Here is a 16,922-nt window from a genome sequence, read left to right as displayed (position 1 = left end):
TGCAACCTATATGACGAATGAAAGATGACATTTATGCCTGGTCCCTGAATTCGTTGGGGGTCATACCGTAATGTTTTTTGAACATTTTGCTGAAATATTGGGGATTTTGATACCCCAGCTCGCTGGTGATCTCGTATATTTTTTTGTTTGTGTGTTTGAGCAAATACAGCGCGCGCTCCATTCGCATCCGGATCATGTAGTCGCCCAAGCCTTCGCCGGTCTCCGCCTTGTAGATTTTGGACAGATAGACGGGATGCAAGTAGACCTTGTCGGCGATCATCTTGACGGACAGCTCTTGTCCCGCATCCCTTGCCACCAATTCCTGCACTTGTTTGATCACATGCCTGCGGCTCTGCGTGCCATCCTGGTCGGACAGTTCCTCCTGCAGCTTGGCCAGCATTTCCATCGCCCAGCGGCGCAATCGCTCCGGCGATTGGATCAGTTGATGCGCAAGCAGAAGATCAAAGCCCGCATGATCGATTTCATGCACCAAATGGCCTTGTTTATGCGCAATGTACATAAAAGCGTTCGTGACCGACAAATACATCTCGTAAACGTGCTCCCTTGCGAGCCGAACCCGTTCAGCGGCATCAAAAACCGCGTTCAGTTTGCGGGCGGCCTCATCCCATTGCTTCGTTTCCAACAATTGGGGCAGCATCGGCGGTTTGTACAATTCCTCCAACACTTGCGCCGCATCGTTCTCCGGCCGCTTGTCCATGTCTTTTTCCAGCAAAACGATGGCATCCTGATCCGGGCCGGACAGTACCAATGAACCTAGGCTTTTGCGGTAAACGACCGGCAATTCGCCGAATGGAAAAGGCGAGGTGGCGACAAGGAACAGATCTCCCTGCAAATAACGGATGACATGTTCGCGGAACTTTGCGGCCCATGTCTTTAATTCGGACGCTTCCAACGGTCCTTCCGTTCCTTTCGGGTCCTGTATCAGCATGACGAGGCAGTCGTGCGGTCCCCGTGCGAACCATACGTTGAATTGCTGCCCGAACACTTCCTCGGCGATATTGCCGACGGCAAAATCCATCAGGTCGAGCGATTGCTGATCCATGGCCGCGAACCGTCCCGTCAGACGGATCAGCATCATGACCGACGGCTTGTCCGGCTGAAGCGGAATTTCGTATTCGGACAACTGTTCGCCAAGCGCCTTGGTTGTCATTTCGCGCCCCAACAGCAGATCGTGCATCAAATTTTCCCGCAAAATTTTGTAGTCCGACTTGCGGCTGTAGAGCAGTCTGTGGTATTTGTCGAATTCATCCCATTCCCCGCGCAGCGCCGTAATGGCAGCCGTAACGGAAGACATGAACTCGTCGTCGTTCACCGGCTTGAGGATGTAGTCTGCAGCCTGCAGCTGAATGGCCCTCTTTGCATATTCGAAATCACTATGTCCTGTAAGCAAAATGCAGCGAATGTGCGGCCAGCGGCTGCCGATCTCAGCGATCAGTTCCAACCCCGTCATGCCAGGCATGCGGATGTCGGTGACCACGACGTCCACTGCGTTTTCTTCCAGAATCCGCAGCGCTTCGTTTCCCGAAGCCGCGCGCAGCACGGTCGTTACGCCAAGCTCTCCCCACGGAATGGTCATTTCCAGACTTTCCGTCACATACGTTTCATCATCCACCAGCAAAATGTCGATCACCTTCGTCACTCCCTGTCTGTATCGTCATGTTTGATTTCATCGTTACTCGTCTAACTCCGCTTGTCCATGCTGCCTCTCCATTTCGTCGAATAACTCGCCATCGGAAGCAGGCCAGAATAAGGTCACTTTCAGTCCGCCAAGCGGCGATTCCGCAATGCTCATGCCAGCCCGGTCGCCGTACTTGAGCTGCAGGCGCTGGTTCACGTTCCAAAGACCGCAGCCCATCTCCTGATCCATTGCGCCCGTCAGTTTATGCTGCAGCTCTGCGCGAGCAAGCTCATCCATGCCCTGCCCGTCATCCTCCACAGCCAACACCATCAGTCCGTTCCGGATCTCGCCGGAAACCCGGATTTGGCCGGCTTCAGCGTCTGTTTCGATGCCGTGAATCACCGCGTTCTCGACGAGCGGCTGCACGATCAGCGGGGGCACGTCCTGCCCGAGCAAACGATCCGGCAATTCTACCGTATAGCGGATTCGCTCCATGCGCATTTGTTGAATTTCCAGATAACACGTCACAAATTCGATCTCTTCCCTGAGAGGGACCAGATCGCGTTCCTGCCGGGTCGTGTACCGATAATATCTCGACAGGTTGTGGGACATAGCCACGACGGCATCCACGCGCTTCAGCTTCGCCATGCTAGTGATGAACGAGAAGCAATTATAAAAAAAGTGCGGATTGATCTGCGATTGCAGCTGTTTCAAGCGCGCTTCCCGCACATGGATCTGCTCGAGATAGACATGCTCGAACAGCTGCTGTATTTTTTCCACCATGGAATTGAACCGTTCGGACAGAAAGCTGAACTCGTTTTTGCCCTTGGGTTTGATCCGTACGGAATAATCCTCCTGCTTCAGTCGCTGGAAACCGCGGATCAGCTGTTTGACCGGCATCTGTACCTGTACGTACAGCAAATAGGCGACGAGGGCGCCGGTGATCAACAAAAAGATCATCGAGCCATAGAACAGCGTGTTCGATTGATGGATCGGTTTTAAAATATCGGACAGCGGCATGTAATCCACCAGATAAAATCCGGTCGTTCGGGATTTCACCGTATTTACCATATAGGGCTCGCCATCGATGACGACGGTCCGGCTGTCCACGTTTTTGAGCTTGTCGAAAGATAGCTCCCGGATCAGTTCACCCGTCAACTCGCGATCCGACGTCCGGTTATATACGACGCCCATGTCTTCGCGATAATAAAAGGGATCGTGGCGTCCATCTCCTTTGAACTTGTCCAGCATATCCCGGATATTGTCGCTGTTGAACTCAAGCTTGATCAGCGTTTCGGCATTTTGAGCCGGGTCGTTGATCCAATACGGCGAAGACGTAATCCAACTGAACACAAATTTGGTATCTTCGCCCTCCTCGACTTTTCGCACGTTCCAACCTGTCGCAATGTTGCCCTGAAGCGATTTCGGATCATAGGAACGGGCATCCCGTTCCGACACCACCCTGCCCAGTGAAGGGGAGTATAGATACAGTTTGGTCGTCCAGTTGGACGAGCTCTCTTGGATGCTGAGCTTTTTTTGAATGCGTTTGACCAAATTGATCATGTCCAGGTCAAAGTATTCACTGTCGACGTAAATCCGGCGAAAGCTCGAGATATCCGGATCGTGAATCAGCAGGTTGGGCCACGAGGACAGCAGCTCGAAATGCGTATTGACCTGATTTTGAAAAAATTCGAGCTGGGTGCTGTTGGAACGGTTTAATTCGGCGCGAAGCACGGCAGTCGTTTTATGGTTGGAATACCCATATAGCAGCACGACCGGAATCAGCATGATCAAGATCAGTATCATCATTTTGGAAAACAAGTTCGTCCGGTACGACATTTTCTCATCTCACCTTAGCTTAATTTGTCAGTGTATTCTATTTTAGCGATGCCAAAGCCAATTACAATTCCTTTTTTCGGCCTTCTTGAAGGACCCATGCCCCTTTATTCCTTTCCATGGCAGCGGTCTCTATATAGGGTAAGCGTTGTCAATAAGCGGTTAAAGGCGACAAAACCAATATTTCTGCACTTAATACAACTTCCGGTCGTACGAAAAAAAGAGCCGGCCGCAGCCAGCTCTTCTCAAGAGAACCAGAGTAATAAACATCATTTCTAGGTTTGTTTCTTCTATGTATAGAACCAATAAATCCATTGCTGTTTTTAGAAATACACTTTGATCAAGGTTCTTCCAATACAATATCTTTTCCCTCGGCCGTGACGTCGAACACGATATCCGTCAGCCGCCCACCCACTTGAAAAGGCGCCTTGGCTTGCCCCTTAAACACTAATCTGCCGCTAAATGCGGCATGTGCCTTTAGATCCAGATGCACCGGGCTAAGCTCCACCGAGTTTAACGTATTAAACAACGGGTCATCCTGATTTCCATACGTACGAGCCAGATCCGGCTTGAGCGCCACGCTTACATCATGTCTGCCGTAGTTTTTAAGCGTAATCGTGCACGCCGCTCCGGTCACGCCGCTCTCTTGAACGTTGTAGATGCAGGAACTCTCGTCCCGAACGAAATACACACCATCCATGCCGGTTGCGCCCCATTTGGTCAAATACATCATTTTGTCGCTGACGTAGGGGTAGCTAACAATAACAAGAAGGACGACCAGCCATAGTTTCTTTGCCAAACGAGGGTAGGCCTGCATCAACTCTCTGCGCACAACATAATATCCGCACCATATCAGCCCTATGCCGACAAAAAACGTAACGTGCACGCCGCTGATATAGGACTTGGTATACGGGGACACCCCTAAATGCGACAATATCGTATCCCCCACGGAATAACCCAGATGATGCTTGAACGTAAACATAATCGCAAACATCAACAATATTGCGGAACAGACCAGCCTTGCCCTCGACACCGGAACACCCCCTAATGATCCGCCCTATTATATCATATTTTTCCTGTAAATGATTTATAATCCAACTGAATTCAGCAAAAAAAGAGAAAAGCCTTGCACAAGAAACAAGCCACGCATGCAGGGAAGCCGGTCCTGCACACAAAGACGCCCCGACAACATGTCGGGACGCCTTGGCTGGCCGAATTTATGGCTAACGTTGAAATTGCTGCCTGTAATTCACGGTCTATTTTTTGGAAAGGAATGCATCCAGCTGTTCCTGTTTGGCAGCAATGATTTTGTCGATGCCTGCCGCTTTCAGCTTTTCCAAATATTTCGGGATCATCTCGTCCGGATCGACTGCGCCGGATGTCATGCCCGGTTTGAACTGTTTGTTCACGTTGTTGACCGCCGCGATTTCGTTTTTGACCGATTGGCTGTTAAACGTGAATCCAAGCGCAGGCGATTTGACGCCTTTGGCATTGAATTCCTTGAATTTCTCCCATTTCTGCGGGTCCTCGTTATCCCACAGGTAGTTCAGGAATTGATTCCCGAGCTGCCATTGGGCACCTGGATTATAGGTACGGCTGTTGGCATCCACGCCTGGAGGCAGGGTGATGATGTTGTCTTCGCCTTCTTTTTTCACGTAATGTTTGCCCTCGATGCCGAAGTTCAGCAAGTTGTTGATTTCTTTGTCGGAGTGCAGCAGGTTGATGACCTGCATCGCTTTTTCAGGCTGTTCGGACGATCGGGAAATCGCCAGCATCGCGCCGGATGCATCGCCTGTCGTAATGGTCGGCTGCGTCATTTCGATCTGAGTCAGGGGATATCCGACGTATCCTTCCTCTTCCTTGTCCTTGCCGGGCTTCATGCCGTCCGTCCACATGAATGCTTTGCCAGCTTTGGCCTGGTCTTTCGGGAATACGTTGGACGTCGCCGCATCGCTGTTGATGTACCCTGCCTGATACCATTTGCGGGCGAGCGCCGCGGCTTCCTTGAATTCAGGCGTTTCCACTTCGTTCAGCACGGTCGTCGTTCCGGCCGTTTTGGAGATGACTCCAGGCACGGAAGCATCGCCCAGATAATCCCAGTCCAGATTCTCCAGCAACCCGTTGCCGTTGGTGTTGGACATGTAGAACGGCGTGACGCCAGGTTCATTGTCCTTGATCGTTTTGAGCAGCGGTTCCAGGTCTGCCCACGTTTTCACCGCCGAAAGGTCCATGTTGTACTTGTCGGCGAGATCTTTGCGCACAAGCACTCCGCGGGTCGCCGCCAGCTCCTTGTTGGTCGGAACGCCGTAATTCACGCCATCCACCTGGGAACCTTCCAGGAAGGCCGGGTCCAGGTTTTTCTTGATGTCCTGGCCGTATTGATCGAGCAGATCATTCAAAGGCAGGAATGCTCCCTTGGCCACGTTTACGGTGTAGTTCTGCCACGCCGCGGTGAAGATGATGTCCGACTTTTCTCCGGAAGAAATCATCAGATTAAGCTTGTTGTCCCATTGTCCCCAATCGATCGCATTGATTTTGAGCGTCGCGCCGATTTTGGGCTCCATTTTTTTGTTGATTTCCGCTTCCACCAACGCCACGTCCTTCTGCGGCGTTCCCGGGTAATAAAGCGTTACCTCATACGAAGGCGTGCTTGCGCTTTCGCCCCCTCCGCCGCCTTCCGCTGCCGGAGTCGTTCCTCCCTTGTCGGACGAGCAGCCCGCCAGCACCAGGCTGAGCGCCATGATTGCCGCCGCAATTCGCGGCCATACCTTGATCGATTTCAACACATGAACCCCTCCCATGAATTTGTGAAGAACCCTGCCCGCAGCATTTCCCCAATTCCGCTTGATGCGCACAGGGTTCATTCGCCAAGCATAGCCGTTAAGTCGGCAGGACTGTATGCACAGTCGGTTTGTATATGCCCTTTCATTGTCCATCCAGGCCTGAGTCCATTTTCCCCTCCGTTAACCGGGCGGAGTTAGCCTTTCACAGCTCCTACGGTAAGTCCTTTGATGAAATAGCGCTGAAAGAACGGATACGCGAGCACGATCGGGCCGATCCCGACGACCGCCATCGCCATCTGCAGCGTTTTGTTCGGCAGATTCAGCAATCCGCCTTGCGAAGAGATCTGTGAAGACACGTTGGAATTGGACGTCAAATATTGAATATCGAGCAGCGTCCGGTACATGAGGTACTGAAGGCTGATCGTCCGGTTATCGGAAATGAAAATCATGCTGAGGTACCAGTCGTTCCAGTAGTTCAATGTGCTGAACAGGGCGACCGTTGCCAGAACGGGCAGCGAGAGCGGAAGCACGATTTTCGCGAACGTCCGGATCTCTCCAGCGCCGTCGATCCGTGCCGATTCCAGGATGGACGTCGGAATGGAATTCGCGAAAAAAGTGCGCATGACAAGCACGAAGAACGGTGACATCAGCAGCGGCAAAATGAGTGCGAGAATCGAATTTTTCAGGTCCAGCACGTTCACATAGACGAGATACCAGGGAACGAGACCGCCGTTGAACAGCATGGTGAAGAAAATGAAGAACGCGAACCAGCCGCGGTACGGCAAATCCCTCCGGGATAGCGGATAGGCATACAGTGCTGTCAATGCCACGCTGGTGACGGTGCCTATGACCGTGACGATAATGGAAATTCCATAAGAGTGGATAATCTGATCCATATCCTTGAACAAATATTCATAAGCCTGCAGGCTGAACTTCTCGGGAATGAGCTTGTAGCCGTTCGCCACAATCGTCGTTTCGTCCGAAAAGGAGATCGCAAAGACAAGCAGGATCGGCACGATGCAGGCGATGGCGTAAAAAAGGAACATGGCGTGAATGACCGCGGCCGAACGCCGCGATATGGCTAGCGGATCACGTGTTTTCACAGGCTGATGTGCCTCCTCTCAAAATAGTGCGTTATCTTTATCGATTTTTCGGACGATGGAATTCGATATAAGCACCAGCACGAAACCGACGATCGCCTGATACAATCCGGCTGCGGAGGACATTCCGATGTCCCCTCCGATCAGGAATGTGCGGTACACATAGGTATCCAATACGTTGGTGACCGGGAACAATGCGCCCGACTCGAGCGGAACCTGATAGAACAGACTGAAATCCGCGTAGAAAATGCGGCCGATCTGCAGCAGGGTCATAATGATGATGAGCGGCACGAGAAACGGAATCGTAATCGAACGGATTTGCTGCCATTTGTTCGCACCGTCCAGCACGGCCGCTTCGTAATACTCTTCATCGATGCCGACGACCGCTGCCAGGTAAATCACCGCGTAGTACCCGATGTTTTTCCACGTGTTCACCAGCGGCAAAATGTAGGGCCAATACTTCGTCTCCGAATACCAATCTACAGGCTCCCCGCCGAACAGGGGCAGAATGGTCGAGTTCATAAACCCGGAATCCTTTCCGAGAAAGGCTAGCACCAGGTAACTTACCACGATCATCGATAAAAAGTAGGGCAGCAGCATCAGCGATTGATACAGTTTCGACATGCCCTTGTTCTTTACTTCGTTCAGCAGTATGGCCAAGCCTACGCCGACAACCAGATTAAGCAATATAAAAACCGTGTTATAAGCAAGCGTATTGCGGGTAATTTCCCAAGCATCGCTGGTGGAGAACAAATATTTGAAATTGTCCCAGCCGCTCCACGGGCTGCCCCATATGCCGTCGGCATAATTTACGTTTTTGAAGGCGATCAGCACGCCGAACATCGGCATATAGTTGTTGACCAGCAGAAACAGGACACCTGGCAAAAACATCAGGTACAGCACTTTGTATTTTCCGAGGTTGTACCAAACAGACTTTCGTTTCCGAGTGGTCCTCTCGGGGACTTCCGAAATTCCGGCTCGTTTGCCCGCCCGGGGTTGTGTCATCATGGCTTCGTCTCCCTCACTCCTCTTGAATTCCTCAGGATCGAACATCGGATGGTTCTCCTGTGGTTCAAGTATACGGCGGGCAAGCGTCGCTGCTATATCTGCTGTGGTTACCAATTCATGGTCAAATTATGACTTTGCCGCAAAAACAAAAGACGCAGCATGCTGCGTCAGTGTTTATACGGTGCGGGACTGTTTCCGGAACTCCTGCGGGGTGATGCCTGTGCACTTCTTGAACATTTTTGTGAAATGCGAGTAGTTGTAATACCCCACCTTGCCCGCGATATCCGTTACTTTGACCGTGGATTGGGAAAGCAGCGTTTTGGCCATATCCACCCTGCGCTGCAGGATGAATTCGGAGAGCGACATTCCCTTTTCCTTGCGGAAAAGGCGGGAGAGATATGCGGGATTGAATCCAGCGAAGGCAGCCAGTTCCTCTCTCATGAGTTCCTCGCCGATATGATTCTCAATATATACGCACAATTGGTCCACCACCGTCATCGGGTTCTGGTCATCCGGATATAACACGGGAATGACGCGATCGATCAAATCAGACGTCCACTGCTTCAATTGGGGCAACGAACGCGTCACGACGCCTTCTTCCGGTTCCCGCTCATCCCCGTACAAGCTGCGCACGGACACGTTTTTCTGGTGCAGCAGCGGATAAACCATATGCAGCATCGCATGGTAGTAGAGCCTCAGCATTTCCGGCGACAGATGCTCCTCGGTTTCCAGCAGCTCAAAGATTTCATCCACGCGCGTGCGCAAATCCGCGACTTTGCCCGTTTCGAACAGGATCGACAGTTCCGGGAGCCAAGGGATCGGCAAAAAACGATCCTCCGTTTGGCGGGCTTTCCTGTCATACGTAAAAACCCCTTCGAGCTCCCGGATATTGCGCCGCTCCATGTCCATCAATTCGTTTAACATGCCCTGCAGCTCCGTCACGGCCACAGGGGCGCCAACATAACAAGAAAGCCTGCAATAGAAGTAGCTGCCGCATTCCTGAATATACAGCTGGCAGTCTTTCTCAATGTCTTCCGCCAGAGGAACGATGCCGTCCTGCTCATAGGCGAGAACGACGTTTAATCCGCCGTGATCCTGAAATACCTCTCCCGGACGTACTCCGAGCAGCATCTCCCGGGCCGCATTGCGCAAAGCGTATTCCAGCACTTCTTCATCGCGCAGATTGAACTCGCGCACCCACTCCTCTACCGAAATCACAATAGGCAGCACGCGGGCATGGGGATCGATCTCCGCTCCGTAAACCTCAGCCAATTCTTCCAGTCGCTTTGTCGTCAACGCGGCGCGCTGCGAAACGGCATCCTTCCAGAATCGTTCGGTCAATAGCGGTTTATGAGCCTGCCAGCGTTTATACGCCGTTTCATAGATTTCATTGGTATGTTTGCTCTGCTCGCCTGCCCGGATTTTTTCCACCGCCCGGGAAACGGTCTTCAGCAGCTGATCGGCCGGTGCAGGCTTCAGCACATAATCGAAACTGTTCAACTTGATGGCCGTCTGGGCGTAGTCGAACAGCGCATGCCCTGTGAGAAAAATCGTCAGCATGCCCGGATCATGTTTCAATACCCAGCTTTGCAGGTCAAGTCCCGTTTCGCCAGGCATTTCAATATCGCAGACCATGATATCGATGGCATGGCTTTTCAGAATCATTCTGGCTTCCTCGGCATCACCTGCGCCGAACACCCGGTCTATTCCGGCTCTGCTCCAGTCGATGCCTTCCATCATGGCCTGCAGCGCGTACACTTCATCATCCACGATCAACAGGTTGCGCATAGTTTCCTCCTTCTTTCTCTTCGGTCTGGGCGGGCAATCGAATGACGACAGCCGCCCCTCCTGCGGGCTGATTGCTAAATGAAATGCCGGCCTGATCGCCGTGCTTTACAAGCAAACGGTGGGCAACGTTCCAGATGCCAATGTGCTGTCCATCCGGATTTTCTGCATATTGTCCTTGCTGCAACCGGTCCAACAGCTCCGGGTCAAAGCCGACGCCGTTGTCCCTGACACACAGCTCAAGCATGCCGCGGGCGGGAGGCGTTCCGGCTGCAACGGAAGCCCCGCCGTCCTCTTGAGGCGCCCATTTGGCTTCGATTTCAATGACAAATGGCTCTGATCGCCGCTGAAAGCCATGGATAATGGCATTTTCGACAAAAGGCTGCAGCGTCAAAGGAGGGAGAACGTACTGCGAGATGGCCGGGTCAATGTCGAGCACGTAGTTCAAGCGATTCGGAAAGCGCAGCTTCTGGATTTCCAGGTAGTGCCGGATATGCTCCATCTCTTCGCCAAGCCGGATTTCGCGTTTGCCCGCACGCAGGCTGAATCGGAAATAATCCGCAAGATGTCCTGCCATCTGCTGCACCAGTTCATGCTTCTGCAGCGAGGCCAGACTGTGAATGATATTAAGCGAGTTTAGATAAAAATGAGGATTGATCTGCATCTGCAGCTGTTTGAACTCCGCCTCCCTCGTTCGCAGCTGCTCCTCATATACATCGATCTTCAAATGCTGGATCTGGCTCGTCATTTGATTGAAGCTGCTCGTCACGAAGGCTAATTCGGACGAGGAGGGAGTCGGAAGCCGGACTTCAAGCTCCCCCTGGCTCACCCGCCGCATGGCGCGAATCAGCATGTGGATCGGCCGGAACAGGAGCTGGCGCATAAACACGAGCGCAGTGACCAGAATGATTGCCGCCCCCAGGGGCAGCAGGCGAATGATCCGTTGAAAAAACGGAAGGTTGCGCATCATGTCCTCTTCGGGCAGAAGCACAATGTAGTTCATGTCCGACATCGCCGAAGGGATGCCCAACATAAGATATTGCTTGGTCTCTCCCGCGGACGTATCCTCCGAGATAACCTGATACGGACTCTGCAGGCCGGACAGGTGCGCGGCCGCGAGACGGATCTGACCCTCTTTCAGGGCGGAATCCGAGAGGGCCTTCCCGTCCTCGCCCACAATGACGGCGCCACCCCGCCCTCCCGCTTCCGTGAACTGTTCGGGATGATTCAGCGCGTTCATATCCACAAGCGCTCCGGCGTAAAACTGCTGATTGATCCGGACCGTCTTCGCGAGCGCATTCCATGTCGGTCCTTGCACGATATCCCACTCCGGCTGCTGAATTTCACCTTCGAACTGCTGCATTTGCGCAGGCATGTTTTCGCGGACCAGCGACATTTTGACATCATAATTGCCCGATGTGGCGAGCAGCAGGTCGTCGTTCACGGCGTCATACAGAAAAAAAGAATCGATCAAGCTGTAGAATCCGAGATCGGTCATAAATTTGTTCATGATCCGCTGCTTCGCGATAATGTAATCGCCGCTGCCGTATTTCAGGAAGAACAATGAAATGATGTCGGGATCGCGTTCACCCAGACTGTATAAATAACGGTTGGTTTCCTGCAGCACGCGTTCATTCTGCTCCACGCTCTTTGCCAGATGGTTCATGTTGGTAAGAGACACTTGATCCCTGACCACATTCATGGCATACACGTTGTTGTAATACATCAGCAAAAATAGCGGAAGCATGATCAGCGTCAATCCAACTATGAATTTGAAGCGTAATGAACGGATAAAATTCATCGTCTCCCGCCCTTTTCGAAAGCGTTATCAAAAGTGCCTGTACGCAGGGCATGTCAACCTCGAATGTACGGCATCTGCAATTTCCTTCCTTTTATGGCATGTTTCATTGTAATCACGGTCATTGTTCATTGTCTATGTCATTCCGTGACCTGTTTCTGAACATTATGGTGACTTTCCTTTCGAATCGCTTTGCCGCCTCGTGTTGCTTCGAAAGTCGACTTTCTCTTTACCGCACTAACAATCACACAAGGCACTGCGAGTGCAGTACCATCTTCCGATCGCTGTTATCCCCAGATTTTTTGATTCCCCTTTTCTAAGGGGAAAATCCGGTGATAAGCCTATGCTTCCGATGCAGCTTTCTTTCAGAAAGCTTTCAGCGAACGCTTCGCTTCTCCAGATTGGTTCTGCCTCTCCGTTGACGTGTGTATGTTTTTTTGCGGTTTACATAGATAGTTCTCCATTTGTAAAAAAAATCCTTCAACCCTTCGGTTAGGGCAGAAAACAGGCAAGGTCACGCAATCCCTTGTCTTCGGCAGTCATGAGCAGAGTTGTACAATTCGTAGTTCGGCACGTACACCTGAGCGCCCACCCAAGCATATGATACGTTGACTTTCAAGAAGAAGGGTGGCCTGCAGCATGCATATACAGCTCACTTCGTTGCATTATGTATATCTTGCTTTTATCGTCCTGATCATGGCCGTCATGATTCGCCGCAGGGATACAACGATCATCTGCGTGGCCGGAGTAATGACGATCGGAATCCTTGCGACCGAAACATTAAGCGGGTCGGTTACCGGCATTTTCAACAGCTTTGTTTATGCGGCCAAAGAGCTGCTCAGCACCATATTCATCATCTCGATCATCGTGGCTATGAGCCGGGTACTGATCCGAACAGGCATCAACGAGACGATGGTTGCGCCGCTCACCCGGTTTATCCGATCGCCTCAGGTTGCGTATTGGGGCATCGGGCTCATCATGATGACGGTATCCCTGTTCTTCTGGCCGTCTCCGGCAGTGGCGCTGGTGGGAGCCGTGTTGCTTCCTGTCGCGGTCCGGGTCGGCCTGCCGCCTATCGGCGCGGCCGTCGCCATGAATCTGTTCGGGCACGGCATCGCTTTGTCGGGAGATTTCATCATTCAAGGCGCGCCCAAGCTGACCGCAGATGCAGCCGGATTATCCGTAACTTCCGTCATGTCTGCGAGCCTGCCCCTGGTCATCGTTATGGGCACCGTCTCCACGCTCACTGCGTTCTGGATGCTTCAGCGGGAGATGCGTTCAAACCAAGGAACGGGCAACCTTCTCCCGTCCTCTTCGCCGGAAGCCGTAACGGACACGCCGACGCAGGAAGCTCCAACGAACGAAGCGAATGCCGGCGTCCGCCCTTTACCTTCGCGGCTTCGGCACGTATTTGCCATTGGCATTCCTTTGTTGTTTGCGGTCGATGTTGTGCTCATGTTTGTGCTGAAGCTGCAGGGGGGAGATGCCACGGCGCTGATCGGCGGCACGGCGATCCTCATTTTGATCGCGGTAACCCTCGCGGCGCATCGTCACGAAGGACCCGAGCAGACCACGGAGTATTTGATCGAGGGGTTTCAATTCGGGTTCAAGGTGTTCGGGCCGGTCATTCCCATAGCGGCTTTTTTCTACCTCGGAGATGCCGCCATCAACGAATTGTTCAGCAGTCCGCTTCCGGACGGATCGCACGGCATCGTAAACGATTTGGGGGTAGCCCTTGCGGGCCTTGTGCCATTAAACCATACGGTGGGCGCAGTGACGCTAACGTTGACCGGGGCGATCACCGGCATGGATGGATCGGGGTTTTCGGGCATATCGCTGGTTGGTTCCGTGGCATCGATGTTTGCCGGAACGGCGGATGCAGCCCCAACCCTGACTGCGCTCGGCCAGATTGCCGCCATCTGGGTCGGTGGCGGTACGCTGATTCCGTGGGCGTTAATTCCGGCCGCGGCGATCTGCGGGGTTAGCCCGTTCGAGCTGGCCCGACGCAATCTGAAGCCGGTGCTGCTGGGATTGATCGTCACAACGGTAGTTGCGATTTTTCTGATGTAACTGGTCGTGAACGAACAAGATCAGCCAGTTCTTCATCACTCTTGTCCGCCAGATTCAGCAATTCAGCATAGGGATCCCCATTCAATCCCAACGCATATGCAAATGCCGGTTCCGTCTTCATTCCTTTATTTTTCAGTCTGCGTATCTCCTTATGCCCTTCACGTCCCCAATGCGTCAGCAACGCCCATTCGACCAGCATGTGCCTGTAGGCATTTTGCTGCCGGACCGGCATGGATTGGGCGAATATTTCCACAGGCCAGCCTCCTGTAGACACGCTGCAGACGACGTAAGGCGACACTCCCGTTTCTCGGGTTATTAGGGTACATTGGAAGCCTTCCATCTCTCCCAACGCTTGATGCACCACAGCTCTGAACCGCTCCAGATCCTCGGCTTCGCACAAGAGATCGATATCGCTGCCCGGCACATCGATATCGATGGGCACGGTTCCCGCGGGATATGGATGGTACGCCGCCAACCGCTCCATCAACCCGCTCTGCTTCAGTGCCCGATAAGCGGATCGCTGTCTTTCATTGCCTGATGCAAGATGGGTCATGACGCCTGCCGCACTCGTCAAGTCCGGTCGCATCTCGCCATCGCTCATTCGGGTGAACCCGTGATGATTTGTTTCACTCTTCCCACTTGCCCATTCGTCAAACGTACCTTGATGCCGTGAGGGTGTGTGGGGGAGTTGGTCAACAAGTCCTTGACGATGCCCCTCGTCAATTTGCCGGACCGCTGATCCTCTTTCAGGACGATATCCACCTCAAGTCCTGGTCTGATGTTTGCCCGTTGTTGTCCATTCATATGCCGTTCTCTCCTTCCGTTATTTGTTCATGCATGAAGAACATCATTCGTCGCGCTGCATTTATTGTAGAGCTTCCAGCCCGCCTTTGCCAAGGGAGAATGCTTGCTGTGAAAAACACAAAACCGCAGACTGCACCCTTTCGGGAGTCTGCGGCTTTGTCATGCTTATGGACGGTGATGCTTCGCCGAAACGTCATCGTTCGCAGCTTCCCTTGCTTTCAGGGCGAGCAGCTCGGAGACCGTGACGAACCGGTATCCCCGCTTTTGCAAGACAGGTAAAATTTGCTCCAGGGCAGCGATCGTGTGGGACTTGCCTTCAACCTTATCGTGAAAAAGAACGATATCCCCGTTACGGGCATTGGTCAGCACCTTTTTGGTAATACGCCCCACCCCTGGCGATGCCCAGTCCCGCGTATCCTGATGCCAGGACCAGAGCACAATGGTGTACCCTTTCTGTTTCGCCATTTGCACCAGCGTATCATTGTAAAATCCGCCAGGGGGCCTAAACAAGACGGGACGCTCGGCTCCGGCCTCGATAATGGATTTCTCCGCCTCATCCATCTCGCGCAGCACCTTGCTTGCACCGGTCGATCTGTTGGAATACATGTGGTTAAATGTGTGATTGGCCACCTCATGGCCCTCACGCTGCTCCTGCACGATCAGCTCAGGATACTTTTCCGCCCATTTTCCGAGCACAAAAAACGTCGCCTTGGCATCATACCGTTTCAGCAAAGCCAAAATCTGCGGAGTCTGGACCGGGTCCGGACCATCGTCGAACGTCAGCGCAATCAATTTGCCCTGAGTCGGCACTTCCCACACGATCTCGCCGCGCTGCTCGTAGTAATCGCGGTTTTTCTTTACCGGCGAAGCCTGCGCTGTACTGCTGCTTAACAGCAAAATCATGACAAGTCCGATCATTCGGGCTGCCTTCAGGTTCATGTCGTTGTCCTCACTTTATGTTCAAACGTAAACTCCCTGTTAGCATTTCCCGAATTCGCGGAACTATGAGACCAGGGCGAAACAAGTGCCTGCAGTCTCCTTGCAGCTTCTAAATTAACGGAAAATCTGATCAATCACCGCAATTTCCTCGGCGGACAACCGAACTTCCAAGGTTTTCAGATTGGATACGACTTGTTCCGGCTTTTTGGCGCCCGGAATCAATGCATCAATGGATGGTTGGGTAAGGTACCAGGCAAGCACCAGATGCGCGACCTCCACGTTTTTGGACTGGGCGATGCTCCGAAGCTGGTCCACCTTGCCCAGATTTCGAATATAAGCTTCCCCGGTAAACAGCGGATTTTTGGCCCGGCCGTCCTTGAATGTCGTATCTTTGGTGTATTTGCCGCCAAGAAGCCCGGCAGCCAGCGGGAAATACGGAACGAATGAAATATGCTGCTCCGTCGTATACGGGAGAATTTCTTTCTCCACCTCCCGTTTGAACAGGTTATATTCCGATTGCAGCACATCGACGTAACCGTCACGGTTCGCTTCGCGCAGCTGGTCGATCGAGAAGTTCGAAACACCGATCGCCCGGATTTTTCCTTCTTCTTTCAATCGGGCCAATGCTCCGACTGCTTCATCTTTCGGTGTGTGTTCATCCGGAAAATGGATGTAAAACAGATCGATGTAATCCGTTTGCAGCCGTTTCAGCGCTTCATCCACTGAAGCTTTCAAAAAGGCGGGGGAATTGTCGAGAACGATGCTGCCGTCCACGAATTTATGCGCAGCTTTGGTGGCGATGACCGCCTGCTGACGCTTTCCGGTTTCCTTCAACACTTCGCCGATCAAGCGCTCCGAATGTTCAGGTCCATAAATAAAGGCCGTATCAATAAAGTTAATGCCTTGTTCCAGTGCCGTGCGAACGACATCCTTGCCCGTTTCGTCATTGAGCAAATTCGGATAAATATTGTGGCCTCCGACCGCATTTGCCCCCAGCCCGATGGGATTAACCACCAGCTCGCTCTTACCCAGACGTGTCTGTTGTTCTGTCATGTCTCACGCATCTCCTTTATTGAAATTGATATGTAGGTACCCATCTATCAAACCGGATGAATCAGGCACCCGCAGCATCCCTGGACGAGGATCGGCTGTGATGAGAT

13 protein-coding genes are annotated in these 16,922 nt (G+C 52.5%); 1 reads left to right on the top strand and 12 read right to left on the bottom strand.

What is annotated here, in order from left to right:
• Nucleotides 1-31: 31 nt before the first annotated feature.
• From MKY59_RS09915 to MKY59_RS09880, 8 genes are all read right to left on the bottom strand, one after another.
• The gene (locus tag MKY59_RS09915) at nucleotides 32-1,651 is read right to left on the bottom strand and encodes a response regulator (protein WP_339277329.1); all 1,620 of its coding nucleotides are present in this window, start codon (nucleotides 1,649-1,651) and stop codon (nucleotides 32-34) included.
• Between the two features lie 42 nt (nucleotides 1,652-1,693).
• Entirely contained in the window at nucleotides 1,694-3,478 is a 1,785-nt protein-coding gene (locus MKY59_RS09910) for a sensor histidine kinase (protein ID WP_236417963.1), read from the bottom strand.
• Nucleotides 3,479-3,815: 337 nt separating this feature from the next.
• A complete protein-coding gene (locus MKY59_RS09905) occupies nucleotides 3,816-4,508 on the bottom strand; it encodes a hypothetical protein (RefSeq protein ID WP_339277326.1) in 693 nt (230 codons plus the stop codon).
• A gap of 223 nt (nucleotides 4,509-4,731) precedes the next feature.
• Nucleotides 4,732-6,261 carry an ABC transporter substrate-binding protein gene (locus MKY59_RS09900; protein ID WP_236417968.1) on the bottom strand — a complete coding sequence of 510 codons (1,530 nt, stop codon included), beginning with the start codon at nucleotides 6,259-6,261 and terminating at the stop codon, nucleotides 4,732-4,734.
• Nucleotides 6,262-6,452: 191 nt separating this feature from the next.
• Complete coding sequence (locus MKY59_RS09895; protein WP_236417970.1) at nucleotides 6,453-7,361, bottom strand: carbohydrate ABC transporter permease; 909 nt, start codon at nucleotides 7,359-7,361, stop codon at nucleotides 6,453-6,455.
• A gap of 18 nt (nucleotides 7,362-7,379) precedes the next feature.
• Entirely contained in the window at nucleotides 7,380-8,366 is a 987-nt protein-coding gene (locus MKY59_RS09890; protein ID WP_236417972.1) for an ABC transporter permease subunit, read from the bottom strand.
• Nucleotides 8,367-8,540: 174 nt separating this feature from the next.
• Nucleotides 8,541-10,154, bottom strand: coding sequence for a helix-turn-helix domain-containing protein (locus MKY59_RS09885; protein WP_236417974.1), 1,614 nt, complete (start codon nucleotides 10,152-10,154; stop codon nucleotides 8,541-8,543).
• Entirely contained in the window at nucleotides 10,129-11,952 is a 1,824-nt protein-coding gene (locus MKY59_RS09880) for a sensor histidine kinase (protein WP_339277323.1), read from the bottom strand. The genes MKY59_RS09885 and MKY59_RS09880 overlap by 26 nt, the downstream gene beginning before the upstream one ends.
• Before the next feature lie 636 nt (nucleotides 11,953-12,588).
• On the opposite strand from MKY59_RS09880, the gene MKY59_RS09875 reads away from it, so the two are divergent.
• Nucleotides 12,589-14,019, top strand: coding sequence for a hypothetical protein (locus MKY59_RS09875; RefSeq protein ID WP_339277322.1), 1,431 nt, complete (start codon nucleotides 12,589-12,591; stop codon nucleotides 14,017-14,019).
• Here the strand turns inward: MKY59_RS09875 and MKY59_RS09870 are convergent.
• The 4 genes from MKY59_RS09870 to MKY59_RS09855 form a co-directional block, all read right to left on the bottom strand.
• Complete coding sequence (locus MKY59_RS09870) at nucleotides 13,988-14,620, bottom strand: DUF4269 domain-containing protein (RefSeq protein ID WP_339277320.1); 633 nt, start codon at nucleotides 14,618-14,620, stop codon at nucleotides 13,988-13,990. The two genes, MKY59_RS09875 and MKY59_RS09870, sit on opposite strands and share 32 nt — an antisense overlap.
• On the bottom strand, nucleotides 14,617-14,823 hold the full coding sequence (locus MKY59_RS09865; protein ID WP_236417979.1) for a YwbE family protein: 207 nt from the start codon (nucleotides 14,821-14,823) through the stop codon (nucleotides 14,617-14,619). The genes MKY59_RS09870 and MKY59_RS09865 overlap by 4 nt, the downstream gene beginning before the upstream one ends.
• 165 nt (nucleotides 14,824-14,988) lie before the next feature.
• Nucleotides 14,989-15,762 (bottom strand): polysaccharide deacetylase family protein, encoded by a 774-nt coding sequence (locus MKY59_RS09860; RefSeq protein WP_339277317.1) that lies wholly within the window; start codon nucleotides 15,760-15,762, stop codon nucleotides 14,989-14,991.
• Between the two features lie 114 nt (nucleotides 15,763-15,876).
• Nucleotides 15,877-16,815 (bottom strand): aldo/keto reductase, encoded by a 939-nt coding sequence (locus tag MKY59_RS09855; protein WP_339277315.1) that lies wholly within the window; start codon nucleotides 16,813-16,815, stop codon nucleotides 15,877-15,879.
• Nucleotides 16,816-16,922: the final 107 nt, after the last annotated feature.

The sequence above is a fragment of the Paenibacillus sp. FSL W8-0426 genome (assembly GCF_037969725.1).
GTDB lineage: Bacteria > Bacillota > Bacilli > Paenibacillales > Paenibacillaceae > Paenibacillus > Paenibacillus hubeiensis.
Note: the sequence above shows the minus strand (reverse complement) of the source record. Positions and strands in the feature narration are given on the sequence as shown.